Below are 25,387 nucleotides of genomic sequence, written 5' to 3'. Positions count from 1 at the left end.
TTGGACTCGAATTCTCACCTCGAAAGCAGCAACACCATCATGACTCAGGACGAACTCAAGCAACTGGTCGGCCAGGCCGCCGCCGACTATGTCGACGCGCAGGCGCCCGAAGGCTGCATCATCGGCGTTGGCACGGGGTCCACCGCTAATTGCTTCATCGATGCGCTCGCAAAGTCGAAAGCGCGTTATCGCGGCGCGGTATCGAGTTCGCTCGCGACCACGGCGCGCCTCGAAGCGCATGGTTTCAAGGTGTTCGATCTCAACGAAATCGAAAACTTGCCCGTGTACGTGGACGGCGCCGATGAAATCGACGGCAGCGGCGCGATGATCAAGGGCGGCGGCGGCGCGCTCACGCGCGAGAAAATCGTCGCGTCGGTGTCGGACGTGTTCGTGTGCATCGCCGATGCAAGCAAGCGCGTCGACGTAATGGGCAAGTTCGCGCTGCCCGTCGAAGTCGTGCCGATGGCGCGCACGGCTATCGGCCGCAAGCTCGTGACGCTCGGGGGCGTGCCGATCGTGCGCGTGACGCTGGACGGTTCACCCTTCATCACGGACAACGGCAACGAGATCATCGACGTGAAGGGGCTTTCCATCACCGACCCGCGCGCGCTCGAAGCGCAGATCAACGCGTGGCCGGGCGTCGTGACCGTCGGACTGTTCGCGGCGCGCGGCGCGAATGTGTGTTTGCTGGGCACGGAGAAGGGCGTCGAACGTATCGACTACGCGGCATAAAAAACCGCTCGAAGGCAGCACGCTCAAACAAAAATGGCCCGGAATGTCCGGGCCATTTTTTATCCAAAGGCAAAATTAGAACGCGTTACGTCCGATAAAGCCCTTGAACATGGTCATCGCGACAATCTTGATGTCGAACCAGAACGACCAGTTGTGGATATAGAACAGGTCGAACTTCACGCGGCTCTGCATCTTCTCGACTTTTTCTGTCGCGCCACGATAGCCGTTCACCTGCGCCCAACCCGTAATGCCCGGCTTGATGCGGTAACGGAACATATAACCGTAGACGAGATCCTTGTACAAGTCGTCGTGTTCGAGCGCGTGCGGGCGCGGGCCCACCACCGACATATGTCCGAACAGTACGTTCAGGAACTGCGGCAGCTCGTCCAGACTCGTGCGGCGCAGGAATGCACCGATCTTCGTCACACGCGGGTCGTTGCGCGTTGCCTGGGTCACGTGGCCGCTCGTTTCCTTGTGCACGGCCATCGAACGGAACTTGTAGATGCGGAACGGCCGTCCGTCAGCGCCCTTGCGGTTCTGCGTGAAGAAAACCGGTCCCTTCGAGGTAGCCTTCACCGCGATCGATATGCCGATCATGAGCGGCGACAGCGCCAAGAGCGCGGCGGCCGCGAACAGGCGGTCGAACAGCATCTTCGGCCACATTTGCAGCGTGCTGACCGGCGAGGTCGTCAGGTTGATGGTGGCGAGCCCGGCGATATCCGTCATCGAATGATTGAAGAGCGAGATGCTGCGGGTGTCTGGAATCAAACGCAGATTCACGAAGTCATGGCGCAGCGCGTGAACGAAGCGGTAGATGGTGTGCTCTTGCGAAAGCGGCAGCGCGAGCCACACTTCGTTGATCTCTTCACGGCGCACTTTCTCGACGAGTTCGTCGAAGTCGTTGAGCACCGGCATGCGCATGGAAGCGCCCAGCGTGCTGCCTACGCCGCTCGCGTGCAATTCCTCGTCGCCGGTCGTATCGAGCAGGCAAACCGGCGTAAAACCCTGTTCGGGCGTGCTGCTGAGGTGCGCGAGCAAGGTGCGCGCGAAACCCTGCGCGCCGACGATCGCCACCGTGCGCTGGTTGAAGCCGCGGCCACGCATGGCTCTAAGGCTCAGATAGACCGCGCACTTCGCGACGACGATCAGCGCGCCGGAAATCAGCGTGGAATAAGCGAACCACAGACGCGAGACCAGATCCATCCGATGCAGCGTGAACGCCAGCAAAAGCGCCGCCGCCGCCACCGCGACCCAGGCGAGCGTCACGCGTGCGAGCATCACCGGCAACGGCTTGCCGCGCCAGGCTTCGTACACGCCGAACGCCGGAAACAGCAAGAGGGCGAGCACGCAATTGAACGCGATCAGCAACTTTTCGACATCGCTGAAATCGAGCGAGGAGAAGCGCATGAAGTGCGCAATCACCCCGCCTGCGATGATCAGGAACACGTCGAGACAACGTGCCGAGCGGGCGAACATATCGCGATTTTTAGTTTGCATCTGCATTATCAGGCGCTGGGAACGGAGACGTTTTCCTGCACGCGCATGCGCGGCAGCAGGCGGTCGAATTCACGCTTCACGAGGCCGTAGCACTCGCAGGCGCGGGCTTCGAGCCCTTCGCGGTCCACCACCTTGATACAGCCGCGGCTGTGATGGATGAGGCCCGCATCGTGCAGCTTGCCGGCTGCTTCGGTCACGCCTTCACGGCGTACGCCCAGCATATCGGCAATTAATTGTTGCGTCACTTGTAGTTCGTTGGACGCCGTACGATCGATTTCGATCAGAAGCCAGCGACAAAGTTGCTTATTGAGCGAATGATGGCGGTTGCATGCGGCCGTCTGCGCGACTTGCGTGAGCAGCGCTTGCATATAGAGAAGCATCAGGCGGCGCAGGAAGTCGGAACGCGCGAACTGGTCGCGCAGGGCTTGCGCGCTCATGCGATACGCGAAGCCGGGGCACTGCACTTGCACGCGCGTCGGCATGGTTTCGCCGCCCGTGAGCACCGGCACGCCCGTCATGCCTTCGCGGCCGACCGCCGCGATTTCGACAGAACCGCCATCTTCCATGGTATGCAGCAACGAGATGATGGCCGTCGTCGGGAAATAGACGTGATGAATGCGCTGGCCGGAATCGCACAGCAGCTGTTCGGTGCGCAATTGAACGAGCTCGAGATGCGGAGTCAGTGCTTGCCATTCGTGCGCCGGAAGCGCGCCAAGCAAATGGTTGCCGTGCAGGTCGGACTGGAGGGTCAGCATGGTTGTTCTCTCGTAGCTCGCGCAGTGCGCTTCACTCTTTTATTTACTGATGTGAACGTTATCCAACACATTCCGTCCTTCACATCAGCCCCGTAGCTCCTGTGTCGCGCATGAGTTGATTTGGTTGATTGCGTCGATCGGGTGGCGACACTCTTTTAGCGAGGACTGTGCCAATGCGGCGAGCGTCAATGTGGGCGGGGCCTCAGTGCAAATCCGCCGTTTGTGATGCAGTGCAGCGAAGCGTTTTTGTTTCAGTTTTGAACATTGCTGGTCTTAGGAATACGTATGCGACCCAATACGTAGCATTGTTGCGATCCCCCCGAATGAAGGATTGGTCATATCGCATTACCGCGCGACAGGGCTCTTGAGGAGACATCAGGTTGCAAACCTTCCCTCTTTCGTAGGGAGTTTGAAAATTGATTCATCCGTGTTCCATCGGCTTCGTGGGCAAGCGAACGTGCATTCGTGGATGATTCGCTTGCTTATCCGCAAAGCCTTGCTGCGTATGTCTTTGCGACATGCAAGCCGTGCATGGTCGTGATTCGCGTTCAAGGGCAAAACGTTGCGGCTCTTGCGCGATGTGGAAACCTCACGCGATAAGCATCACGGTGAACGATCTTCATGTCGGCCGTGATGGCTTACATCGGCCCATACGAGGCTTGCACAGCATGCTTCAACGAACATCATCACGATGATTCAGCGTAAAACGTTTGCGTGACAATTGATGGTTTGGTGCTTTGCGACAACGCCGGATTACGCGGAGGGAAGAATTCAGAAATGTTTCATCGAGGACAACTTCGAGCGCTTGTGTGTCGCGTGAAGCGTTGAACACAGCGCAAAGCAGCGTGAGATTTGACTAACACACTTGGCGTGCCATGTCGCCGAGAGATTGGAGCAAGCAGAAAACCCCTTGAAATAAGGCTCGAAATGAGGGCGCCGCAAAGGGCGCATCTCATGAATCATGCTATGAAATGTTCAACAGACGATAGCGGCGAGAGGCGGCACTACGCGCGAATACGCATCTTCGAGAACATCGAAAGAGGCTTCGCAAAGCTCGCGATGTTGTCGTGAAAGCGAGCGAGCGAGACGGCATTGCATGACCATGGTCTCGCTTGCGATCTTGCGGGCGCTGGTATGCGTTTGCACGGGTATGTCGAAGCCTTGCTCGCGCATCCATTGCAGGTAGTGCGCAAGCAGTTCGAAGTTCGCGCCGAGCTGTCGCATTACGTTTGCGAAGTAGAGCTGCGTGTAAGCGTCACCGCGCGCGAGTATGGCATCGACATGTTCGGGAAAGGCAGCACGCCAGCGCGTGATCGGATTGTGCAAAGGACGTCGCAGCAAATGCGCGCACAACAGATCGGCCGATGCTTCCGCCAAGGCCGTTCCGGTAAGCGGTTCACGTACACGCTTGACGAACTCGACATGCGGGAAAAGTGTCGCGGCCAAGGTGCTTGCGTCGCTGGCGGGCAAGCCCAGCACGCCGTTGTAGTCATCGCCATCGAGCAGATGGTAGCCCGTGTGATGAAAGTAGCCGAGACGCCGCGCATTGGGATCGATCACATCGATGCCGATAGTCGTCTTCGCATGCTCGCGATGGTAGGAAGCCGACCGCGTGTCGGGCAAGAAGAACGCATCCGTTTCGATCAGCACGGTGTTTGCGCGGCGCGTCTGCACGAGCGCGCGTTCTTCGAGCGAATGGAAGATTGAAAGCTCCTGTACTTGCAGGCCGTAAAGCTTTTCGATGTCTTCCGGTGTAATGCGGCCGAGCGTGAACTGGTCGTCCTCGAAGTCTTGCGCGACGCTATACGCGAGTGCCGCGCGCGGTTCGAGACCATTGCCATGCAGAAGCTCGATCCAGAGATCGACGGGTCCCGCGCCGTCGCGCCAGATGCGCTCGCCACGATGCAACGCATGCGCGTGATGCCGCCGCGCGCGCAGGCGCAAGGGGTCGAGTTGCACGACGCGCGAACGGCCTGCGTCGGAACCCGTCACACCGCCGGTGTGGAACGCGCTCATGCGTTGACCTCTGAGCAGTAAGGACGGCGTCCGATACCGCCCGTGCGGCCGGGCATGCAGTCATTTTTGCTTTCGTTTTTTTGCGCGCCCGAGTCGCGGTCGACGGCGGTAAGCATCTCGATTTTCCCATGAAGGTGCCGCATGAAGCGAGCGCTATCGGTGCATGCGAATGCACGAAATCGCGCCGGGTGCACGGTTGCATGCACTTATGGGCGGCGAACGGTGCATCGCGGCCCGTGTATGCGGTTTTAGGTTCGAAGGCGTCTTTTTCCCCGAGACGCCTTGCGTGCGGTTGGCCTTATTTGACGGGGCTGCAAGGGCTATCGTCGGTGCGCCGCCGCACGGAATGTTGGCTCACCGGGACGTAACGTGTGATGGTCGCCACGCCGGTTTTATCCGGCCCGAGCATGGAGAATAAAACGATGAACTGGAAAGCCCTTGATTTCGAACAGCTCACTGCGCGAGAGCTTTATCTGATTCTGCGCGCACGCAGTGCGGTGTTCGTCGTCGAACAGTCGCATGTGCACCTCGATCCCGATGGCCGCGATGAAAGCGGCGTGCATGTCTTCGCAGCCGAAGACATGACTCGTTCGATGCCCGTGCTCGCCTATGCGCGCATTCACGAAGGCGATGCCGAAGACCCGGAAGTCGTCGTCGACAAGATCTTGACGAGCCCGCTGCGTCGCGGCGATGGCACCGCGCATGCGCTCATCGAACGCGTGCTCGAAGTGACCGCGGAACGTTGGCCCGGACGCGGCGTGCGTCTCACGGCGCCTGTGAGTCTGCGCGGCTTTTACGAAGCGTTCGGCTTTCGCAAGACCGAAGGTCCGTTCCTCGAACACGGCATGCCGTACATCGGCCTGACGCGAAAGAGCCGTCAGACGGCGCGCGAAACGGCGAGCGCCAGCAAGGCGCAACTGCACGCCAACACCTACGAGTTGCTGTAAGCAGCTTTGCGCGCGCTGCTTGGCCGTTAAGGCGGCGCGCGCGATCCAACGAATTCCACGCTGTAAAAACGAAAGGCAATCCAGGACACGCGGGCCGACCAAGGTCGCGCGTGCCGAACCCACATGCGAATAGTCCATCTAGCCAACCACGCACAGACGATTGGCAACGGCACCGTCAACATGATGGTGGATCTCGCCTGCATGCAGGCGCGCATGGGGCAGGAGGTAATCGTGGCGTCATCCGGCGGCGGATTCGAGCCGCTCTTGCGACGTCACGGCATCACGCATATTCCGTTGCAACAGTCGCGCCAGCCTTGGCGCGTCCCTTCGATGATCGCGGGCTTCAATCGCCTTATCGACCGATTCGATCCCGATATCGTGCACGCGCACATGATGACGGGCGCATTGATCTCGCGGTTTGGCAGCATGCGCCGCCGCTTCGCGCTCGTCACGACCGTGCACCATGAATTGCAGAAGAGCGCGTCGCTGGTGCGCTCGGGCGATCGCATGGTCGCCGTGAGCGATGCGGTCGCGAAGGATCTCGTCGCCCGCGGTATCGGGGCCGAGCGGCTTTCGGTCGTGCGCAATGGTGCGATAGGCGCGCCGCGGCTCGTGTGCCGTCCCGCGCCGAAACCCCTGCGTTTGAAGCATCCGAATGTGGTTTGCGTGGCGGGGATGTATCGAAGAAAGGGTATTACCGATTTGCTGCATGCATTCGCGCTGTTGCGCGAGCAATCGATGCACGACCGGGAATTCATACCGGAGCCGCATCTGTACCTAGTAGGCGACGGGCCCGATCGCAGCGCGATGGAAACGCTCGCCGCCGAGCTAGATCTGGGCGCGACGGTGCATTTCACCGGCTTCGTCGCGGACCCGCGTCCGTATCTCGCCGAAGCCGATGTCTTCGCGTTGCTGTCGCTTCAGGACCCGAGTCCGCTCGTGATCGCCGAGGCGCGCGAGGCAGGATGCGCAATCGTTGCCACGCGTATCGGCGGTATCCCCGAATTACTCGATGGCGGCGCGGCGGGCGTGCTCGTGCCCGATGGCAATCCGGCCGAGGCGGCGGCGAAACTGCGCTGGCTGCTGCTCGACTCGCAGGCGCGCGGCCAACTGTCGGCGCGCGCGCGACAGAATCTGCATCAGCTTTCAGTCGAGCGCGTAAGCAACGAATACCTGACGATCTATCAGGAAACGCTCGCGGAACGCGCTTCGCAACGGCCGCGCGCGATGCCGGTCGGCCCGCGTCGCACGCGCGCGCCCGATGGCGCCGTATGAGCGAATAGACCGACGAATGAACTAAGTGGTGCACGACGAAAACGCGCATACGTACCGCATAAAGCGCGCGAGTGTCATACAAAAGGGGTATCGAATCGGGCGAGCGTTCGCGGTCGCACAGAACGCATACGAGATGCTTGCTCAAATGCTTGCATGACCGGTTCGCATTTCGGACGGACCGCAAAAAAACGCTCGCGCCGCGCTGCGACGTCGCCATTCTTCAGTTTCCCTGACGAATGCCGGCGCGCGCGCGGCGCGAGTGCAGCACTCAGGGCATGCAGCAAGAAGGGCGGCGACGTGGCGATTGCACCCCGTCAGAGGGAATACCCTGTCAGGAAATTCCCAACTGGTTTTCGGTGCAACGAAGACGCAACGTATCAGGCACGACGACCGGACCAGTCGGTTGTCGCCGTGCCTCGGCGCCTCTGAGCAAACAGCGTGTTCACGACGAACACACATGGCTACGGACAGGCGACAAAGGGGAGAAGCGAGATGGATGAAAACAAAGAGCGATCGCTGGTGGCGAAGGTCATGGACGGACTCGTCTCAGGGATCGTCGAGCAGAAATATGGGGCGATATTGCCGCCGCAGGACATCCTCTCGAAGGAGTTCGACGTAAGTCGGACCGTCATGCGTGAAGCGCTCTCCATGCTGCTCGCGCGGCATATGCTGGACGTGCGGCCGAAAACCGGCACGCGCATCCGGCCGATGAGCGACTGGCGCCTGATCGACGAAGATGTCGTGAGCTGGCGTTTTCGCGCGAAGCCCGATCAGACGTTTCTGCGCGATGTAATCGAATTCCGCATGCTGATCGAACCCCGTGCCGCCGCGCTGGCAGCAGCCCGCGCGACGCCCGATGAGATCGCCGGCATTCGCGATGCCTTCGACGCGCTTTCGCAATTGCAGGTTGGCGAGCCGGAATATCAGGCCGCCGACGAAGTGCTGCATACGCGTATCGTGGCGGCGAGCGGCAATCAGTTCTTTCGCCAGATGACGGCGATCGTGCGCGGTGCGCTCGTCACGGTGAATCCGATCGTCGACGGCATCGAGTCGGTGCGTGAAGCGACGCTTGCGGCGCAGCGGCTCGTGGTCGAAGCCATCGAATCGAAAGATACCGATGCAGCCGAACGCGCGACGCGCGCACTCGTCGATCTCGCGGCGGAAGAAGTGGGCCGCGCGTTCTCGCTCGAGCGCTCGAGCCCGCAGTATCCGGCGCAGCCGCCGAGCGTGAATGCTCCGGCAGGCGCGTAACGGCGTCCGTATCGCGTGAAAAGCCGGGACCTGTCCCGGCTTTTTGCATTTGGCCGCGCGGTTCCTTGAGGCACAATGCCTCCCACGATGAACATCTCGCGGGAGACCGGCTTTGAGCAATACCGAAACGAACACGACGACGAACACGGGAAAGACGAACGCGATCCGCTGGGGCATCGTGGGTGCGGGACGCATTGCACGGCGCTTTGCCGAAAGCCTGGGGCATGTCGATGGCGCGGCACTCGCGGGCGTCTGGTCACGACGCGCCGAACCCGCTCGCGCGCTGGCGGCACCGCATGGCGCGCGCGCCTTCGACGACCTCGACGCCATGTTCGGCGAGATCGACGCGGTCTATGTCGCAACCATGCAGGACAGTCATCCCGAATACGCGCTGCGTGCCTTGGCGGCGGGCAAGCCCGTGCTCTGCGAGAAACCGGCCGCCGTGAACGCGCGCACCTTGCAGACCATGATCGACGCCGCGCGCGCGTCCAAGCTGCTTTTCATGGAAGCGATGAAGCCGCCGTTCTATCCGCTTTATCGCCGTTTGCGCGAGCATCTTGCGCGCGATCCCATCGGCGAGATCGGACTCGTGCGCGCGGGCTGTTCGATAGCCGGCGTGCCGCTCGATCATCCGTCGTTCTCACTCGAAGCGGGCGGCGGCGCGTTGCTCGATATCGGCGTCTACGAAGCGTTTCTGGCGGTCGACTGGCTCGGCGAGGCGCTCGACGTGCAGACGATCGGCCGCGTGGGCGAAACGGGCGTGGATGTCTTCGCGAGCCTCAACGTGCGCCACGAGCGCGGCATCGCGCAGATATTCTGCGGGCTCGATCTGCAAGGTCGTGGCGATGCGCTCATCGGCGGCACTCAAGGCACGGTGACGATCCACGAGAACTGGTGGAACCCGGCGCGCGCAAGCATCGTTTATACGGACGGACGCCGCGTCGAACTCGACGAGCCTTTCAGCGGCGGCGGCCTGAACTACGAGACCGCGCACTTCTGCGAGCTGCTGCGCGCGGGCGCCACCGAAAGCCCGATCATGCCGCACGCCATGTCGATGCGCATGATCGCCATCATCGATGCCGCGCGGCGCGATCTGAACGTGCGCTTCCCGTTCGAGGCAGATTAGCGTTCGCCGCCCATGCAGCTCAATGCCGGCCCGGCAGCGCGAGGCGTCTTTCGAACCTGCGCTGCACGAATTCCAGCACGCTGCAGAGCACCCAATAGACGAACGCCGCCGCGAGATAAAGCGGCAACGGCTGATACGTCGCCGCAATCACTTCCTGCGCGCTGCGCAGCAACTCCGTCACGGTGATGACCGAGACGAGCGACGTATCCTTGATCAGGCTGATGAGACTGTTCGACAGACTCGGCACCGCAATGCGCAAGGCTTGCGGCCCGACCACGTAGCGCAGCGTCTGGGCGCGCGACAAACCGAGACTGTAGGCGGCGAGCCATTGCCCGTTGGATATGCCGAGAATCGCGCCGCGCATGCTTTCCGAAAGATACGCCGCCACGTTCGCCGACAGCGCGATCACGCCTGCGGGCGTCGGGTCGAGCGAGATGCCGAGGCTCGGCAGGCCGTAGTAGATCACGAAGATCTGCACGAGCAGCGGCGTGCCGCGCATCACGCTCACATAGCAGCGGCCGATGGCGACGAGCGCGCGGCTGCGGCTGATGCCCATCAACGCCAGGACGACGCCCGCGATGAGTCCGAAGAACATCGAATAAAGCGCGAACTTGATCGTCAGTAGCGCGCCTTGCGCCAGCACCGGGGCCGATTGAACGAGCAGGGAGGTCGTGGACATGAACGGGGAAGCAGGAAGGAGAGCGGGCAGGTTGCCGCGCAAAGCGCACATCATAAACCGCGCGCGAAAAAGACAAGGGCGACACCGTCAGACGATGCCGCCCTCGAGCCGCGCGTTACGCTCGTAACGTCCGCAACGCCTTTCGGCGCGCAGGAACGAGGCTTACTTTGCGGGCTTGGTCACGTCGATACCGAACCACTTCTGCGAGATCTTCGTGAACGTGCCGTCCTGTTCGAGCTGGGTCATGGCGTCGTCGATCGCCTTGGCGAACTTCGGGTTGCCCTTCTTGAACGGAATGCCGGACGGGCTGCCCTTGTCGAGATTCGCGCCCGTGCGCAGCGGCAGTTGCGAGTTCTTCAGCAGATAGGCGAGCATCAGACGGTCGTTGAGCGCGGCGTCCAGACGGCCGGCTGCCAGATCGCGCAAATATTCGGGCGCGCCTGGATACGTCTTCACATCGATACCCGGCACCGACTTCGCCATGTCCATGTAGTTCGTGCCGAGACCGACGCCGAGCTTCTTGCCCTTCAGTTCGTCGAGCGACTTGAATTCGCGCTTGTCATCCGCGCGCTGGATCAGCTGCGCGTTCGAGTACGTGTAGGCGGGCGAGAAGTCGAGCGTGGCCTTGCGCGCATCGGTGATACCGACTTGATTCACGATCACGTCGAACTTGCCAGCCTGCAGACCCGCGATGATGCCGCTCCACTCTGTCGTCACGAACTCGGGCTTTACGCCGAGCTTGGCGGCAACCGCCTTGGCGATATCCACGTCGTAACCGACCAGCTCGCCTTGCGGCGACTTCGAGTTGAACGGGGGGAAGGTGCCCTCCAGACCGACGCGCAGCGTGCCGCGTTGCTTGACGGAATCGAGCAGGTCTTCGGCATGCGCCGCAGCCGACAGGGACGCGCCGATCAGACCGGCGACGAGCACTTTCTTGAGCGTGGACAGTTTCATCGTGTTTTATTCCTCTTGAATTTCATCGCGACGGCGAGCCGTGCTTTGCAGGTGCGGCATCATAGATAAAAGGCAAGCGATGCGTAAGATCGTTTGCTTATTTCCATATTCCTACGCAAGGGCTTCGACGCACTCGCGCACGAGCGCCGGTCCCTTGTAGATCAGCCCCGTATAAATCTGCACGAGCGATGCTCCCGCCGCGAGCTTCGCGCGCGCGTCCTCGCCCGAGAAAATTCCGCCCACGCCGATGATCGGTACATCCGCGCCCAGTTCGGCGCGCAGCTTGCGGATCACCTCGTTGGACGCATCGAAGACGGGGCGGCCCGACAGGCCTCCGGTTTCCTCGCCGTGCCGCATGCCGCTGACGGCGGTGCGCGAGAGCGTGGTGTTGGTGGCGATCACGCCGTCGATACCGTGCGTGAGGACGGTTCCGGCGATCGACTTGATCTGCTCGTCGTCGAGATCGGGCGCGATCTTGAGCGCGAGCGGCACGAGCTTGCCGTGAAGATCGGACAGACGCTGCTGCTTGTCCTTGAGCGCGCCGAGCAGCGAATCTAGTTCGCCCGCGCCCTGTAGCTGCCGCAGATTCTTCGTGTTCGGCGACGAGATATTGATCGTCACGTAGCTCGCGAACGGATAGACGCGTTCGAGGCAGTACAGATAGTCATCGGCGGCGCGTTCGATCGGGGTATCGGCGTTCTTGCCGATATTGAGCCCCAGGATGCCGCGATAGCGCGCCGCCTGCACGTTGGCGACGAACTGTTCGACGCCGCCGTTGTTGAAGCCCATGCGGTTGATCAGCGCGCCCGCTTCCGGCAGCCGGAAAATGCGCGGCCGCGGGTTGCCCGGCTGCGCGCGCGGCGTGACCGTGCCCACTTCGATGAAGCCGAAGCCGAGCGCCGCCAGTCCGTCGATGCACGCGCCGTCCTTGTCCAGTCCCGCCGCGAGACCGACGGGATTGCGGAACGCGAGGCCCATCACGTTGCGCGGCGAGTCGGGGCCGCGTTTGGCAAGCATGCCGGCGAGTCCGGTGCGGCCGGCCGCGCCCAGCATGCGCAGGGTGAGGTGATGAGCGTCTTCCGCGTCCATCTTGAACAGATGCGAGCGCGCGAGCGGGTAAAGGGAGCTGAACACGAAGTGAACGCCTCCGACGGCGAGTTTTTTGAGACCCGCTATTTTAGCGGCTTTGAAGAGGGCGCCGGAGTGGATGGTTGCGGCGCGAGTTTTTGTCGGCGAGGTGCGGCGATCCGGGGAAGCGGTTGTTTCCTGCCGATGGGGCTTTCCGAACGTCAAGCGCAAGGTTGCCGCGCGCGAGGCGCTGGCTACTTCGGCTGACTCACGTTGTGGATGCGGCCCGGCATCGGCAGGGTTCCGGCGGAAAGCGTCGTTGCGGGATCGAGCGGTGACCAGCGGCCATCGATCAGCCCTTCCAGCGGCCGAAAGTTGGCCTTGTATGCCATCTTTTCGCTTTCGCGAATCCAGTAGCCGAGATACACGTGCGGCAAGTCGAGGCTCTTCGCCTGCTCGATCTGCCAGAGGATGTTGAACGTGCCGAAGCTCGTGTGCGGCAGGCCCGGCTCGAAGAACGTGTACACGGACGAAAGCCCGTCGCCGAGAATGTCGATCATGCTGATCATGCGCAATGCGCCGGGCGTGTCCGCGTTGCCCGGCTCGCGGAATTCGACGAGCCTCGAATTGATCCTGCTTTGTAGCAAAAACTGTTCGTACTGGTCGCGGCTGTCGCGATCCATGCCGCCACCCGCGTGCCGCGCCGATTGATAGCGCATATAAAGCGCGTAGTGCTCTTCGTCGTAATGCAGCGGCGCGACGCTCGCGACGAGATTGCCGTGCTGCTTCCAGACGCGCCGTTGCGTGCGGTTCGGGGCGAAGCGCGCCACCGGCACGCGCACCGGCACGCAGGCACGGCAACCGTCGCAATACGGGCGATACGTGAACACGCCGGAACGCCGGAAGCCGGCTTTGACAAGTTCGGTGTAGACGTCGGAATTGATGAGATGGCTGGGCGTCGCGACTTGCGAGCGTGCCACGCGTCCTTCCAGATAACTGCAAGGATAGGGCGCTGTTGCATAGAATTGCAGCGCGGAAAGCGGTGACAGCGGCAGCTCGTTCGGATGTGTCACGTTGGCGGCTCTCGTCTCGCGGGCGTCTCGTCGTTGCTGGTTTCTGGTTGCCTGGTTGATGCCTGTCCGGTGCCTGGTTCCGTTCCGGTGTCCTTGCGTCGTCGTCTAGCGCTCGATCAGTTCCGCGAGAACCGATTTATCGAAGCGCCAGGGAATCGGCGCATCTTCGACCGCGTGACGCAGATGCATGACAAACGCGCGGCGGCCGATCTCGCGGCCGCCCAGCGACGCCAGATGCGCCGTATTCTGCTGACAGTCTATCATCCCAATTTTATGGCGGCGCAAGTGCGCGACGAGCGCGGCGAGGGCGATTTTCGAGGCATCGGTCTTGTGCGCGAACATCGATTCGCCGAAGAACATCTTGCCGAACGACACGCCATAAAGCCCGCCGACGCGCCGCCCGTCGAACCACGTTTCGACGCTGTGCGCCTTGCCCGCGCGATGCAGCGTCGAGTACGCCTCAACGATTTCGGAAGTGATCCACGTGCCGCGCTGACCGTCGCGCGGCGTGTCGGCGCACGCGTGCATCACGGCGGCGAAGTCGTCGTCCACGCGCACTTCCCAGAGCGGCTCGCGCGACACGCGTTTGAGCGTCTTGCGCAGCGAATCGGAAACCTTGAACTCGTCCGGAACCAGCACCATGCGTGGATCGGGACTCCACCACAGCACGGGCTGACCGTCCGAATACCACGGAAAGATGCCGCGCCGGTAGGCATCGACGAGACGCGCGGGCAAGAGCTCCGCGCTCGCGGCGAGCAAACCCGGCGCGCCGCTCGATGCGCCGAGCGCGCGCTCGACGGGCGGGAACGGATCGTCGTCGGCGAGCCAGGGAACCATGGTCGAAGCAGTCGATGCGCGAGGCGCTCAGCCTTCGCGCAGCGTGCGGAAGATGTCGCCCGTGTGCAGCGTGAAGTTGCCCGCGGCGCGGTCGGCGAAGAAGAAACGCAGCGTCTGGCCGACGGTCGGAAAGGCGATTTCGTCCCACGGAATCTCGCTTTCCTCGAAGAGACGCACTTCGAGACTTTCCTCGCCGGCGTCGATTTCGATATCGAGCAGACGCGCGAGATAGAACAGATGCACCTGATGCACGTGCGGCACGTTGAGCAGCGTGAAAAGACTTTGAATCTCGACGCGCGCGCCTGCTTCCTCGAGCGTTTCGCGCGATGCGCCTTCGCTCGTGGTCTCGTCCATTTCCATGAAGCCTGCCGGCAAGGTCCAGTAGCCGTAGCGCGGCTCGATTGCCCGGCGGCACAAGAGCACCTTGTCGTCCCACACCGGCACCGTGCCGACGACGTTGCGCGGATTCTGGTAGTGAACGGTGCCGCAACTGCCGCAGACGAAGCGCTCGCGGTTGTCGCCAGGCGGGACCGAAAGGGCGACCTCGTGGCCGCAGACGGAACAGAATTTCATGGAAATGGACGTGGGAAGTGTGGTGCGAGTGTATCACCGGCTTGGGGGTCGTCATGAAGGGCGGGTGAGGCGGAAAGCGGGGGCGTGATCGGTTGGTCGGGCGGAACTCGCGCAGGCGACGCGAACGAAGTGAACGAAGCGAACGAAGCGAACGAAGCGAACGAAGCGAACGACGCGAACGACGCGAACGACGCGAACGACGCGAACGACGCGAACGACGCGAACGACGCGAACGAAGCGAACGAAGCGAACGAAGCGAACGAAGCGAACGACACGAACGACGCGAACGACGCGAACGACGCGAACGACGCGAACGACGCGAACGACCGCGAACGCCAGAGCGCTTCGCCTCACCGCCCATCTCGCTACAATGGTTGGCTGACGTTGCCAGCTACTCCCCATTCACGATTGACGGGCGCATCGCTCCGTACGAACTCCATGTCCACTTCTCCTCGTCCCCCGATGCTCGCGACCGCGCAAGCGCTCGGTCTTCTCCTCGACGCCGCGCATCGGGTCGATGGCACCGAGCGCATCGATACGCTCGATGCCGCGGCGTCGCTCGGCCGCGTCCTTGCCGCCGATGTCACGTCGCCGCTAGACGTTCCGCCAATGCACACCAGCTCGATGGACGGTTACGCCGTCCGCGCCGCCGATCTCGCCGGCGCAAGCGAGGCCGCGCCGCGCGCGCTGCCGGTGTCGCAACGCATTCCGGCTGGCCACGCCGCCACGCCGCTCACGGCAGGCACGGCCGCGCGCATCTTCACCGGCGCGACGGTGCCTCCGGGCGCCGATACCGTCGTCATGCAGGAAATGGCGCGTGCGGCGGACGACGGCAGCGTCGCGTTCGCGCACGCGCCCGCAGCTGGCGAATGGATCACGCAACAAGGCGCGGACATCCGCGGCGGTTCGGCGATCCTGCCTGCGGGCACGCGCCTCACGCCGCAAGCGTTGGGTCTCGCGGCATCGGTCGGTTGCGGCGCGCTCGATGTCGTGCGGCGCGTGCGCGTCGCCATCTTCTTTACCGGCGACGAACTGCGCATGCCCGGCGAGCCGCTCGCGCCCGGCGCCATCTACAACTCGAATCGCTTCGTGCTGCGCTCGCTGCTTGCGAAACTCGGTTGCGACGTGACCGACCTCGGGATCGTGCCGGATCGTCTCGACGCAACGCGCGAAACCCTGCGCCACGCGGCCGGGGAACACGATCTGATTCTGACGTGCGGCGGGGTATCGGTCGGCGAGGAAGATCACGTGAAACCGGCGGTGGAAGCCGAAGGACGCATCGCCATGTGGCAGATCGCGATGAAGCCCGGCAAGCCGCTCGCGTTCGGCAACGTGCGACGTTCGGATGCCGCGCTCGGCGAAGCGTATTTTATTGGCCTACCGGGAAATCCGGTGTCGAGCTTTTGCACCTTCTTGCTGTTCGTGCGGCCGTTCCTGCTGCGGCTGGCAGGCGCGAGCGACGTCGCGCCGCGCGTCTACTCGATGCGTGCCGACTTCAGCCAGAAGAAGGGCGACCGCCGCAACGAGTTCCTGCGCGCGCGCGTGAACGACGCAGGCGGCCTCGATCTCTTTCCCAATCAAAGCAGCGCCGTGCTGACTTCGACCGTGTGGGGCGACGGCCTCATCGACAATCCGCCGGATCACGCCATCCGCGCGGGGGAGACGGTGCGCTTCATTCCCTTTTCAGAGTTGATGCGGTAGAAGGCCATCAAATGCATATCGAACTGAGATTTTTTGCCAGCGTGCGCGAAGCGCTGGGTGTCGCGAACGAGACGGTCAGCGTGCCGGACACCGTCGTGAATGTCGGCGATGTACGCGCCTGGCTGCGCATGCGCGGCGGCGCGTGGGCCGAAACGCTCGCCGAAGGCCGTGCGTTGCGCATGGCCTGCAATCACGTCATGACGGACCCGTCGCAGCGCATCACGGATGGCTGCGAAGTGGCGTTTTTCCCGCCGGTCACGGGCGGTTGACATGACGATCGTGCGCGTACAGGAGGCGGATTTCGATCTCGGCGCGGAAGTCGCCGCGCTGCGAGCGGGCAATCCGAAAGTGGGCGCGGTGGCGTGCTTCGTCGGCACGGTGCGCGACTTGAACGAAGGCAGCGCGGTCGAGACGATGGAGCTCGAGCACTATCCCGGCATGACGGAGAAATCGCTGCACGAGATTGCCGAGTCGGCGCGTGCGCGCTGGCCTGGGTCGGACGTGCTGATCGTGCATCGCGTGGGAAAACTGAAGCCGCTCGATCAGATCGTGCTGGTCGCAACCACGGCGATGCATCGCGGCGAGGCGTTCGAATCGTGCGCCTTCGTCATGGACTACTTGAAAACGCGGGCGCCGTTCTGGAAGAAGGAAAAAACCGACGCGGGCGAGCGCTGGGTCGATGCGCGCGAATCGGATGATACGGCGCTGGCTCGCTGGCAAAAGCCGAAAAGCTAAAGCGCGGCGATGGTCATAGGAAAAGGCGACGATCCGCGGATAAGTCAAACCGCTTACCGCGTGACTGGCGAGACAAAAGCGGCACGCGAAATCGCGCTAAGAGCGCTCGCAAACGGGTAAAAGCCAAAAACCTTGGGCGGCAAGACAAGCGTGATCGGCGAGGAAGAACGCCGCGAGCGTCACTTCGTATCCGCCGAACGTCCCACGAATCTCGCTGGAAACGCTTCCGCCGATGGCCGCTTTGCGAAACGCGGCTCTTCCCGGCCGCCGGTGCGCTGCCGTTTGAGCGCCGCGAGAAGTTCCTGCTGCGCGTCGGGAATCTTGTAATCCCAGCCGAACTTGCTCAATTGCAAACTGTGCGCGATCCGCAGCGCCGGTTCCATGAACTGCACGGCGGCGGCCGGCTCGTAACGCGCGTCCACGGTGTCGAGAAAAAACGTAAGCCAGCGTGCGAAATGCTCGGGCGCGATACCTTCGAGCGGCCGATGCGCCTCTTGCACATTCCCGCGATACTGCTTCGTTCCCAACACGAGGCTCGACCAGAAGGTCGTCATTTTGGCGAGATGCTCGTCCCAGCGGCCCGTCAGTTCGCGCGAAAAGATCGGGCCGAGCAGGGAATCGTCATCGACACGGCGATAAAACGTCTCCACGAGCGTGCGGATGTTGGCTTCGTCCGGTTCCGCAAAGCGAGCCGGGCGGGCAGATGATTCGTGAAGGGTCATGGCAAATAAATGTTATGCGGATGCTTACACGCAAGCGTCAGCACATTATGCTGACGATAGGCGCTGTTTTGTCGCAAAATGTCGCGTCTTGAACAGCGATAATCCGACCGGTCGTTCAATTTTTCGTGGCGGGCCGCGTCAGGATGTTAGACCTTATGTGCGCGTTGAGGTCATTGTCGCTGGCGCACGCGCGGTGTTTTTCCGCGCATCCCGCGTCGCGCCGCTTTCGCCGTCTGCTCTTCGTTTGCCCGCGTGCCTCTGGCTCCGTTGTTCTCGATGCGCGTGTTCCGCGCACAAAATCATCGTGACATCATGCGACTGACCGACTACACCGACTACACCCTGCGCGTCCTGCTTTACCTTGCCGTGCGCCCGTCCCGCCTTTCGACCATCGGCGAGATATCCAAGGCGTATGGCATCTCGCGAAATCATCTGATGAAAATAGTCCAGCAATTGGGCGAACTCGGCTGGGTGGAAACGGTGCGAGGGCGTCATGGCGGACTGCGGCTTGGCGAGCGCACGCCTTATCTGACGATCGGCGAGATCGTGCGCACAATGGAAAGCGACTTCGACATCGTCGGTTGTTTTTCGCGTGACAAGGCACACCGGCAATGCGTGATTCAGTCGGCCTGCTTGTTGCGCGGCGTCTTCGCGACGGCGCGCGATGCCTTCCTTGCGGAACTCGACAAGCATACGGTCGGCGAACTCGCGCGTCCGGCGGATGAGCTCTCGCAGTTGCTTGGCATCGTGAGCGTGATTCCGGTATCGGTCGAGCGCATGCAAAGCTCGTCTGCCTGACGCGCGGTTCAGTCTTTGCACGCGGCCGGACGGTGAACGAAAACCGGACGGACAGGTCATTCTCATGCGCCGACGCTCGCGCGGGCTTTCTCGAAATCAAGCGAAAAGGTGCGCGCAAACGGCTAAGCGAGGCTTGAAACCGGCCAAAAGCGCCTCATTTTGGTCGTATTCGAATTGGAGCTTTCAATAATGAGAATCGACAAACTCACCACCAAATTTCAGGAAGCGCTGTCAGACGCGCAAAGTCTGGCGGTCGGTCACGACAACCAGTACATCGAGCCAGTTCACTTGCTTGCCGCGCTGATCGCGCAGCAGGACGGTTCCGCGCGCTCGCTCATGTCGCACGCGGGCGTGCAGGTTCAGGCACTGCAAAACGCGCTCAACGACGCAATGAATCGTGTGCCGCAAGTGCAAGGCACGGACGGCAACGTCCAGGTCAGCCGCGATCTCGCGGGCCTGCTCAACAACGCCGATAAGGAAGCGCAGAAACTCAACGACACCTACATCGCGAGCGAAATGTACCTGCTCGCGGTCGCGGACGACAAAGGCGAAGTGGGCCGCGTAGCCCGCCAGCATGGTCTTACGCGCAAGGCGCTCGAAGCCGCGATCAACGCGGTTCGCGGCGGCGCGCAGGTCGATAGCCAGGACGCCGAAAGTCAGCGCGAGGCGCTCAAGAAGTACACCGTCGACCTGACCGAGCGCGCCCGCGCAGGCAAGCTCGATCCGGTGATCGGCCGCGATGACGAAATCCGCCGCTCGATCCAGATTCTGCAACGCCGCACCAAGAATAATCCGGTGCTGATCGGCGAACCGGGCGTCGGCAAGACGGCTATCGTCGAAGGACTGGCGCAGCGTATCGTCAACGGCGAAGTGCCCGAAACGCTCAAGGGCAAGCGCGTGCTGTCGCTCGACATGGCGGCGCTGCTCGCGGGCGCGAAGTACCGCGGCGAGTTCGAGGAGCGCCTGAAGGCCGTGCTGAGCGATATCGCCAAGGACGAAGGCATGACCATCGTCTTCATCGACGAAATTCATACGATGGTCGGCGCGGGCAAGGCCGAAGGCGCAATGGACGCGGGCAACATGCTGAAGCCGGCGCTTTCGCGCGGCGAATTGCATTGCATCGGCGCGACCACGCTCGACGAATATCGCAAATACATCGAGAAGGACGCGGCGCTCGAGCGGCGTTTCCAGAAAGTGCTGGTCGACGAACCTTCGGTGGAAGCGACCATCGCGATCCTGCGCGGCTTGCAGGAAAAGTACGAGTTGCATCACGGCGTGGAGATCACGGACCCGGCTATCGTCGCGGCGGCGGAGTTGTCGCATCGCTATATCACGGACCGTTTTCTACCGGACAAGGCGATCGATCTGATCGACGAAGCGGCGTCGCGCATCAAGATGGAAATCGATTCGAAGCCCGAAGAGATGGACAAGCTCGACCGCCGTCTCATCCAGTTGAAGATCGAACGCGAGGCCGTGAAGAAGGAGAAGGACGAGGCATCGCAGAAGCGTCTGCAACTCATCGAGGAAGAAATCGACCGGCTCAATCGCGAATATTCGGATCTCGAGGAAATCTGGACCGCCGAAAAGGCCGCCGTGCAGGGCAGCGCGCAGCTCAAGGAAGAGATCGAAAAGGCGCGTGCGGACATCGCGCGTTTGCAGCGCGAAGGCAAGCTCGAGAAAGTGGCCGAACTGCAATACGGCAAGCTGCCCGAACTCGAAGCGCGTCTCAAGCAAGTGACGCAGGCCGAGTCGCAGGAGCAGAACAATCCGACGCGGCCGCGTCTTTTGCGCACGCAAGTGGGCGCCGAGGAAATCGCGGAAGTGGTGTCGCGTTCCACGGGCATCCCGGTGTCGCGCATGATGCAGGGCGAGCGCGAGAAGCTGTTGCAGATCGAGGGCAAGCTGCACGAGCGTGTGGTCGGTCAGGACGAAGCCATCGGCGCGGTGGCCGACGCGATCCGCCGTTCGCGCGCGGGTCTGTCCGATCCGAACCGTCCGTATGGCTCGTTCCTGTTCCTGGGGCCGACGGGCGTCGGCAAGACGGAACTGTGCAAGGCGCTGGCCGCGTTCCTGTTCGATTCGGAAGATCATCTCATTCGTATCGACATGAGCGAGTTCATGGAGAAACACAGCGTCGCGCGTCTGATCGGTGCGCCGCCGGGATACGTCGGCTATGAAGAAGGCGGTTATCTCACCGAAGCCGTGCGTAGAAAGCCGTACAGCGTGATCCTGCTCGATGAAATCGAGAAGGCGCATCCGGACGTCTTCAACGTGCTCCTGCAAGTGCTCGACGATGGCCGAATGACCGATGGACAAGGCCGCACCGTCGACTTCAAGAACACGGTGATCGTGATGACGTCGAACCTCGGTTCGCATGTCATCCAGAGCATGGTCGGCGAACCGCACGAAGCGGTGAAGGACGCCGTCTGGGAAGAGGTGAAGCTGCATTTCCGGCCGGAATTCCTGAACCGGATCGACGACGTGGTGGTGTTCCACTCGCTGGATCGCGCGAATATCGAATCGATCGCGAAGATTCAGTTGCAGCGTCTGCACGACCGCCTGGCCAAGCTCGACATCCAGTTCGACGTGTCGGATGCGGCGCTCGAACAGATCGGCAAGGTCGGCTATGACCCAGTGTTCGGCGCGCGGCCGTTGAAGCGCGCGATTCAGCAGGAGATCGAGAATCCGGTCGCCAAGCTGATTCTGGCTGGCAGGTTCGGACCCAAGGACGTCATTCCGGTCGATATCAAGGACGGGAAGTTCGTGTTCGACCGCGTAGTGCACTAAAGGCGGTTGATCGCTGCTTGTTCTTCGGCGGCGATTTCTAAAGGGCGATGGGTGATCCATCGCCCTTTTTGTTTGGCGGCAGCGGAAACGATCGATGACGCCAACGCCGCGGCCCGCAAAACAAAAACCCCGCAAGGCGACCGCCCGCGGGGTCCAACACAAACGCGATGAATCAGACTCAGCCTTGTTTCGGCGCTTCGTTCTTGCCGAAGAGACCCGCCAGGCCGCCTAGCGATCCGAGCACACTCGACAGATCCATCTGGCCATTGGCGGGCACTTCGCCGTTCGGCGTCGCGCGGTCGACGATATGCGGAAGCACCGCCGCGAGCATGCCCGACAACTGATCGCTCGACACGCCGGCTTTCTGCGCGAGCGCACCGACGTTGTCCGAGCCGAGCGCGTTGTTCAGCGTGTCCGGGCTGATGGGCTTGTTTTCGCCCGTGCCGATCCATGACGACACGATGTCGCCCGCGCCCGCCTGATGAAAGCGCTGGATCAGCCCCGCGATACCGCCCGGCTGGTTGTTGACGAATTCGAGCGCCGCCGTGATCAGCGCAGCCTGGCCGGATTGACCGGGTTGGCCGCCTTGTTGCGACGAGTTGCCGAGGGTGGAGGCGAGGATATCGATTAGGCTCATGGCAGTCTCACTACGAGAAGTTGCGGGGTGGGGTGGCTCGCGTGACGCGCTTGCATCGTGCGAAGAGAGCGAAACGCGAGCTTTGAGACGAAGTACTTGAGGTTGAAGGGCGATGGCATGATGCGGTTGGCCGTCGCCTGCTCGCCTCGATCTTTTCTAACTTTTATTGACTGGCAGCCGCGGCGCTCGCGGCCTTGTCTTTCTTGCTCTTGCGCTTCGAAGGCTTCGCATCGCTTGCCGCGGCGGGTGCCGTCGTCGCTGCCGGCGCCGCGCTTGCAGCCGCCGCCGCGCTTGCGGCCTTGGACTTGCGCGAACTCTTTTTCGTAGCCGAAGCAGGTGTGGCGGTAGCCGGCGCTTGCGGCGTGGCGGCTGGCGTTTGCGCGGTGGTGGCCGCGGGCGAGGTCGCCGCCGTGGCGGCTGTCGACGATTTGACCGTCGAGTTGGACGGCGCGGCGCCTTGCGTGCTGCTCACGGCGGGCTTCGTGGTCTTGCCCGTGGGCGGCTGCGACGATCCGCCGATGGTTAGGCCGTTCTCCTCGAGCTTGGCCACGGACTTTGTTCCAAGACCCTTCACGCGCGTCGCTAGATCGTCGGCGTCCTTGAACGGGCCGTTCTTCGCGCGCTCGTCGACGATCGCTTTCGACTTCACCGGACCCAAGCCCTTCACGGAATCGAGCGCGGCTTGATCGGCCGTATTGACATCGACCGCGGCAAACGCGGTTCCGACGGACAGCATCAACGCAAAGCACAGCATCAGCAGCTTTTTCAGCATGACGGCACTCCAGGCAATGGAAAAGAATGATGAATCGATGCGTCCGGGCTTACGACAGAATAACGACTTTGCCGTTAAGCATAGGGCAAAAACAAGTCCCGAACGATGACGGTTCGCATTGTGCACGACCCCGCCGCGCGCACCACACGAGCGCACAATCTTTAACGTCGCGCAATGCAGATTGGATGACGCATCAATATTTTGCATGCTGCAAGGCATGCTTCGGCCTTACCGCGACGGCCTTTGAGCAGTCTTGAGAAACGCGCCGCGCACTTCGAAGGCGATTGAATCGACCGCGTTGCCGCGCGCATCGACGAGTTCGAGGACGTGATGTCCCGGCCATGGCAGCCAGGCGACGCGCGCATCGCGGCCGAACGGCTTGCCGTCGAGGCGCCACGCGAGCGCGCCATTGCCCGAGCGTTCGAACCACACGCGCTGGCGCGCGGGCGGAATGTCGGGATCGAGCGCGAAGATGGTGCCATTGGTCGGCGCTCCGATGCGCGCCGCCTGGCTGTCCCCTTTGCCGCTCGCTCCGCTTGAGCCCGCCGCGTTCGCCGTGATGCCGATAGCGCTCATCTGCGTGCCGCGCACGAACCATTCCCCGCGCTTCGGTTCGATATCGTTCTGATACGCGACCTGCGTTTCGTTCACGCCCGACGGCGCAGTCGGCGCGTGGCTGGCGGCTCGCCGATGCAAATAGCCGACGAGCGCATTCCACGCGGGCGCCGCGCCGGTGACGCCGGAGACGTCCCACATAGGCGCGCCATCGGCATTGCCGACCCACACGCCGACGGTGTATCGCGAAGTGAAACCGACGGCCCAGTTATCGCGCATGTCCTTGCTGGTGCCGGTCTTGACCGCGCTGAAAGTGCGCGTGGCGAGCACGCTGTCGAAACCGAAGGTGCGCGTGCGCGCGTTGTTGTCGGCGAGCATGTCCGTGACGATGAAACTCGCCTCCGGGCTGAACACGCGCTTTCCCGCAGGCGCGGCAGCGTGGCTCGCAAGATCGAACGACGGCCGCGCGACACCGCCGTTGGCCAGCGCGCGATACGCATTGGTAAGCGTGGCCAGCGTGACATCCGCGCTGCCGAGCGCGAGGCTGAAGCCGTAATAATCGCCCGCTTGCGTAAGCGGCAGACCGAGCGCGACCAGCGTCTTTGCAAAGCGATGCGGCGTGACGAGCACGAGCGCGCGCACTGCCGGTACGTTGAGCGACGACCCGAGCGCCGTACGCACGCTCACCCAGCCCTTGAAGTCGTGATCGTAGTTTTGTGGAATATAGAGGCCGCCGCCGGTGGCGAGATCGAGCGGCGCGTCGTCGAGCAGCGTGGCCGCGGTCAGGCGTTTTTCGTCGATGGCCTGCGCATACAAAAACGGTTTGAGCGTCGAGCCGGCCTGCCGCCCGGCGAGCACCGCATCGACTTCGGGCGCGTTCGACAAGCCGCCCGCCGAACCGACCCAAGCGAGCACATCGCCGGATGCGTTGTCGATCACCACCGCCGCCGCGTCGTGCACATTGCGCGGATGAGCCCGCGCGTTGAGTTCGGCAAGCGTGCGCGCGAGCGTGTCGCGCGCGAAGCGCTGCACATGCGCATCGAGCGTCGAGCGCACGCGATCGCCCGCCTTGGGATGCGTTTCGCTTGCAACGCGCCGCGCGAAATGCGGCGCGAGCGCGTCGTCGCCTTGTGCGAAGCCCGGCGCCGACGCGGTGCGTGTGAGCGTCAGTTGCACATAGCTGTCCAGGTTGACGCACGGGTCGTTCGCGTGCGTCTTGTCGCTCGTATGCAAAGCCTGCATGTCGCGCAAGATGACGCAGGCGCGCGACGCGACCTTGTCATAACGCGCATTCGGCGCGCGCACGAGCGCGGCGGCGAGCGCGGCCTCGCGTTCATCGAGCCCGGACGGCGCCTTGTTGAAAAGCGTCTGCGACAACGCCGATAAACCCACGATCTCACCGCGAAACGGCACGAGATTCAGATACGCCTCGAGAATCTGGTCCTTGCGCCAGCTCCGTTCGAGCCATAGCGCGCCTACTGTCTGCTGCGCCTTTTCGCCGATATTGCGGCGGCCGTTCGGCTTGCCGTTATCGTCGTCGATGAGTCCGGTGAGCTGCATCGTCACCGTCGATGCGCCACGCGTGCGGGTGTTCCAAAGATTCGCCCATGCCGCCGCCGCCGCGCCGCGCCAGTCGACGCCCGCGTGGTCGTAGAAGCGCTTGTCTTCCGAAACCACGATGGCCTCACGCAACGCGGGCGAGACATCCGCAAGCGCAACCCAGTCGCCGCGCCGCGCGTGCGTATCGACACGCGTGCGTTGCAGCGGTTCGCCATCGCGCGACAACAGCACCCAGTCGGAACTACGCCAGTTCGCGCGCACCTCGTCGAAGCTCGGCGACGCGCACGCCGCCGTTGCCACGACGCAGCCGATCAGCAAGCACAGGGCGCGCTTCACG

General features: G+C 62.7%; 23 protein-coding genes. 10 read left to right on the top strand and 13 right to left on the bottom strand.

Going from position 1 to position 25,387, the window contains the following annotated elements; translation table 11 throughout:
• Nucleotides 1–39 precede the first annotated feature (39 nt).
• On the top strand, nucleotides 40–732 hold the full coding sequence (gene rpiA / locus NCT04_RS08645; protein WP_250465012.1) for a ribose-5-phosphate isomerase RpiA: 693 nt from the start codon (nucleotides 40–42) through the stop codon (nucleotides 730–732).
• 75 nt (nucleotides 733–807) lie between these two features.
• On the opposite strand, the gene NCT04_RS08640 is transcribed toward rpiA, so the two are convergent.
• The 3 genes from NCT04_RS08640 to NCT04_RS08630 all read right to left on the bottom strand — a co-directional run bounded on the left by NCT04_RS08640 (nucleotide 808) and on the right by NCT04_RS08630 (nucleotide 5,000).
• On the bottom strand, nucleotides 808–2,208 hold the full coding sequence (locus NCT04_RS08640) for an undecaprenyl-phosphate glucose phosphotransferase (protein ID WP_250465066.1): 1,401 nt from the start codon (nucleotides 2,206–2,208) through the stop codon (nucleotides 808–810).
• Nucleotides 2,209–2,237: 29 nt separating this feature from the next.
• Nucleotides 2,238–2,984: a Crp/Fnr family transcriptional regulator gene (locus NCT04_RS08635; protein ID WP_244825377.1), complete on the bottom strand. Its 747-nt coding sequence runs from the start codon at nucleotides 2,982–2,984 to the stop codon at nucleotides 2,238–2,240.
• A gap of 975 nt (nucleotides 2,985–3,959) precedes the next feature.
• Nucleotides 3,960–5,000 carry a DUF1839 family protein gene (locus NCT04_RS08630; RefSeq protein ID WP_250465010.1) on the bottom strand — a complete coding sequence of 347 codons (1,041 nt, stop codon included), beginning with the start codon at nucleotides 4,998–5,000 and terminating at the stop codon, nucleotides 3,960–3,962.
• A gap of 422 nt (nucleotides 5,001–5,422) precedes the next feature.
• Here NCT04_RS08630 and NCT04_RS08625 point away from each other — a divergent pair, with 422 nt between their 5' ends.
• From NCT04_RS08625 to NCT04_RS08610, 4 genes are all read left to right on the top strand, one after another.
• Nucleotides 5,423–5,947 carry a GNAT family N-acetyltransferase gene (locus NCT04_RS08625; RefSeq protein WP_244825375.1) on the top strand — a complete coding sequence of 175 codons (525 nt, stop codon included), beginning with the start codon at nucleotides 5,423–5,425 and terminating at the stop codon, nucleotides 5,945–5,947.
• 123 nt (nucleotides 5,948–6,070) lie between these two features.
• A complete protein-coding gene (locus NCT04_RS08620) occupies nucleotides 6,071–7,222 on the top strand; it encodes a glycosyltransferase family 4 protein (RefSeq protein ID WP_250465008.1) in 1,152 nt (383 codons plus the stop codon).
• Between the two features lie 492 nt (nucleotides 7,223–7,714).
• Entirely contained in the window at nucleotides 7,715–8,473 is a 759-nt protein-coding gene (locus NCT04_RS08615; protein ID WP_244825373.1) for a FadR/GntR family transcriptional regulator, read from the top strand.
• 112 nt (nucleotides 8,474–8,585) lie between these two features.
• On the top strand, nucleotides 8,586–9,599 hold the full coding sequence (locus NCT04_RS08610; protein ID WP_250465006.1) for a Gfo/Idh/MocA family protein: 1,014 nt from the start codon (nucleotides 8,586–8,588) through the stop codon (nucleotides 9,597–9,599).
• A 19-nt stretch (nucleotides 9,600–9,618) separates the two neighbouring features.
• Here NCT04_RS08610 and NCT04_RS08605 read toward each other — a convergent pair whose 3' ends face one another.
• From NCT04_RS08605 to NCT04_RS08580, 6 genes are all read right to left on the bottom strand, one after another.
• Complete coding sequence (locus NCT04_RS08605) at nucleotides 9,619–10,278, bottom strand: amino acid ABC transporter permease (protein ID WP_250465004.1); 660 nt, start codon at nucleotides 10,276–10,278, stop codon at nucleotides 9,619–9,621.
• A gap of 162 nt (nucleotides 10,279–10,440) precedes the next feature.
• Nucleotides 10,441–11,232 (bottom strand): transporter substrate-binding domain-containing protein, encoded by a 792-nt coding sequence (locus NCT04_RS08600; protein WP_250465002.1) that lies wholly within the window; start codon nucleotides 11,230–11,232, stop codon nucleotides 10,441–10,443.
• Nucleotides 11,233–11,343: 111 nt separating this feature from the next.
• Nucleotides 11,344–12,366, bottom strand: coding sequence for a quinone-dependent dihydroorotate dehydrogenase (locus NCT04_RS08595; RefSeq protein ID WP_250465000.1), 1,023 nt, complete (start codon nucleotides 12,364–12,366; stop codon nucleotides 11,344–11,346).
• 188 nt (nucleotides 12,367–12,554) lie between these two features.
• Nucleotides 12,555–13,373, bottom strand: a complete 819-nt coding sequence (locus tag NCT04_RS08590; RefSeq protein WP_244825368.1) for an arginyltransferase — start codon at nucleotides 13,371–13,373, stop codon at nucleotides 12,555–12,557.
• 105 nt (nucleotides 13,374–13,478) lie between these two features.
• Complete coding sequence (aat, locus tag NCT04_RS08585; protein ID WP_250464998.1) at nucleotides 13,479–14,210, bottom strand: leucyl/phenylalanyl-tRNA--protein transferase; 732 nt, start codon at nucleotides 14,208–14,210, stop codon at nucleotides 13,479–13,481.
• 27 nt (nucleotides 14,211–14,237) lie between these two features.
• A complete protein-coding gene (locus NCT04_RS08580) occupies nucleotides 14,238–14,783 on the bottom strand; it encodes an NUDIX hydrolase (RefSeq protein WP_244825366.1) in 546 nt (181 codons plus the stop codon).
• A 462-nt stretch (nucleotides 14,784–15,245) separates the two neighbouring features.
• On the opposite strand from NCT04_RS08580, the gene NCT04_RS08575 reads away from it, so the two are divergent.
• Genes NCT04_RS08575 through moaE form a run of 3 tightly spaced genes read left to right on the top strand, consistent with a single transcriptional unit; the run spans nucleotide 15,246 to nucleotide 17,219 of the window.
• Nucleotides 15,246–16,484 (top strand): molybdopterin molybdotransferase MoeA, encoded by a 1,239-nt coding sequence (locus tag NCT04_RS08575; RefSeq protein ID WP_350029292.1) that lies wholly within the window; start codon nucleotides 15,246–15,248, stop codon nucleotides 16,482–16,484.
• An 11-nt stretch (nucleotides 16,485–16,495) separates the two neighbouring features.
• Nucleotides 16,496–16,753, top strand: coding sequence for a molybdopterin converting factor subunit 1 (gene moaD / locus NCT04_RS08570; RefSeq protein ID WP_244825364.1), 258 nt, complete (start codon nucleotides 16,496–16,498; stop codon nucleotides 16,751–16,753).
• A gap of 1 nt (nucleotide 16,754) precedes the next feature.
• Nucleotides 16,755–17,219: a molybdopterin synthase catalytic subunit MoaE gene (gene moaE / locus NCT04_RS08565; protein ID WP_250464996.1), complete on the top strand. Its 465-nt coding sequence runs from the start codon at nucleotides 16,755–16,757 to the stop codon at nucleotides 17,217–17,219.
• Between the two features lie 179 nt (nucleotides 17,220–17,398).
• On the opposite strand, the gene NCT04_RS08560 is transcribed toward moaE, so the two are convergent.
• Nucleotides 17,399–17,941 carry a group III truncated hemoglobin gene (locus NCT04_RS08560; protein ID WP_250464994.1) on the bottom strand — a complete coding sequence of 181 codons (543 nt, stop codon included), beginning with the start codon at nucleotides 17,939–17,941 and terminating at the stop codon, nucleotides 17,399–17,401.
• A 312-nt stretch (nucleotides 17,942–18,253) separates the two neighbouring features.
• On the opposite strand from NCT04_RS08560, the gene NCT04_RS08555 reads away from it, so the two are divergent.
• Together NCT04_RS08555 and clpB are read left to right on the top strand one after the other, a co-directional pair.
• Entirely contained in the window at nucleotides 18,254–18,739 is a 486-nt protein-coding gene (locus NCT04_RS08555) for an Rrf2 family transcriptional regulator (protein ID WP_250464992.1), read from the top strand.
• Between the two features lie 189 nt (nucleotides 18,740–18,928).
• Nucleotides 18,929–21,526: an ATP-dependent chaperone ClpB gene (gene clpB, locus NCT04_RS08550; RefSeq protein ID WP_250464990.1), complete on the top strand. Its 2,598-nt coding sequence runs from the start codon at nucleotides 18,929–18,931 to the stop codon at nucleotides 21,524–21,526.
• A 178-nt stretch (nucleotides 21,527–21,704) separates the two neighbouring features.
• On the opposite strand, the gene NCT04_RS08545 is transcribed toward clpB, so the two are convergent.
• The 3 genes from NCT04_RS08545 to pbpC all read right to left on the bottom strand — a co-directional run bounded on the left by NCT04_RS08545 (nucleotide 21,705) and on the right by pbpC (nucleotide 25,386).
• Nucleotides 21,705–22,277 carry a YidB family protein gene (locus NCT04_RS08545; RefSeq protein WP_409014978.1) on the bottom strand — a complete coding sequence of 191 codons (573 nt, stop codon included), beginning with the start codon at nucleotides 22,275–22,277 and terminating at the stop codon, nucleotides 21,705–21,707.
• A 49-nt stretch (nucleotides 22,278–22,326) separates the two neighbouring features.
• Nucleotides 22,327–22,935, bottom strand: a complete 609-nt coding sequence (locus NCT04_RS08540) for a ComEA family DNA-binding protein (RefSeq protein ID WP_250464988.1) — start codon at nucleotides 22,933–22,935, stop codon at nucleotides 22,327–22,329.
• A 228-nt stretch (nucleotides 22,936–23,163) separates the two neighbouring features.
• Complete coding sequence (gene pbpC, locus NCT04_RS08535) at nucleotides 23,164–25,386, bottom strand: penicillin-binding protein 1C (protein WP_250464986.1); 2,223 nt, start codon at nucleotides 25,384–25,386, stop codon at nucleotides 23,164–23,166.
• Nucleotide 25,387 lies beyond the last annotated feature (1 nt).

This window comes from Caballeronia sp. GAFFF2 (assembly GCF_023631485.1).
Classification (GTDB): Bacteria; Pseudomonadota; Gammaproteobacteria; order Burkholderiales; family Burkholderiaceae; genus Caballeronia.
The sequence above is the reverse complement of the archived record's forward strand: the minus strand, read 5'-3'. Positions and strand labels throughout refer to the sequence as shown.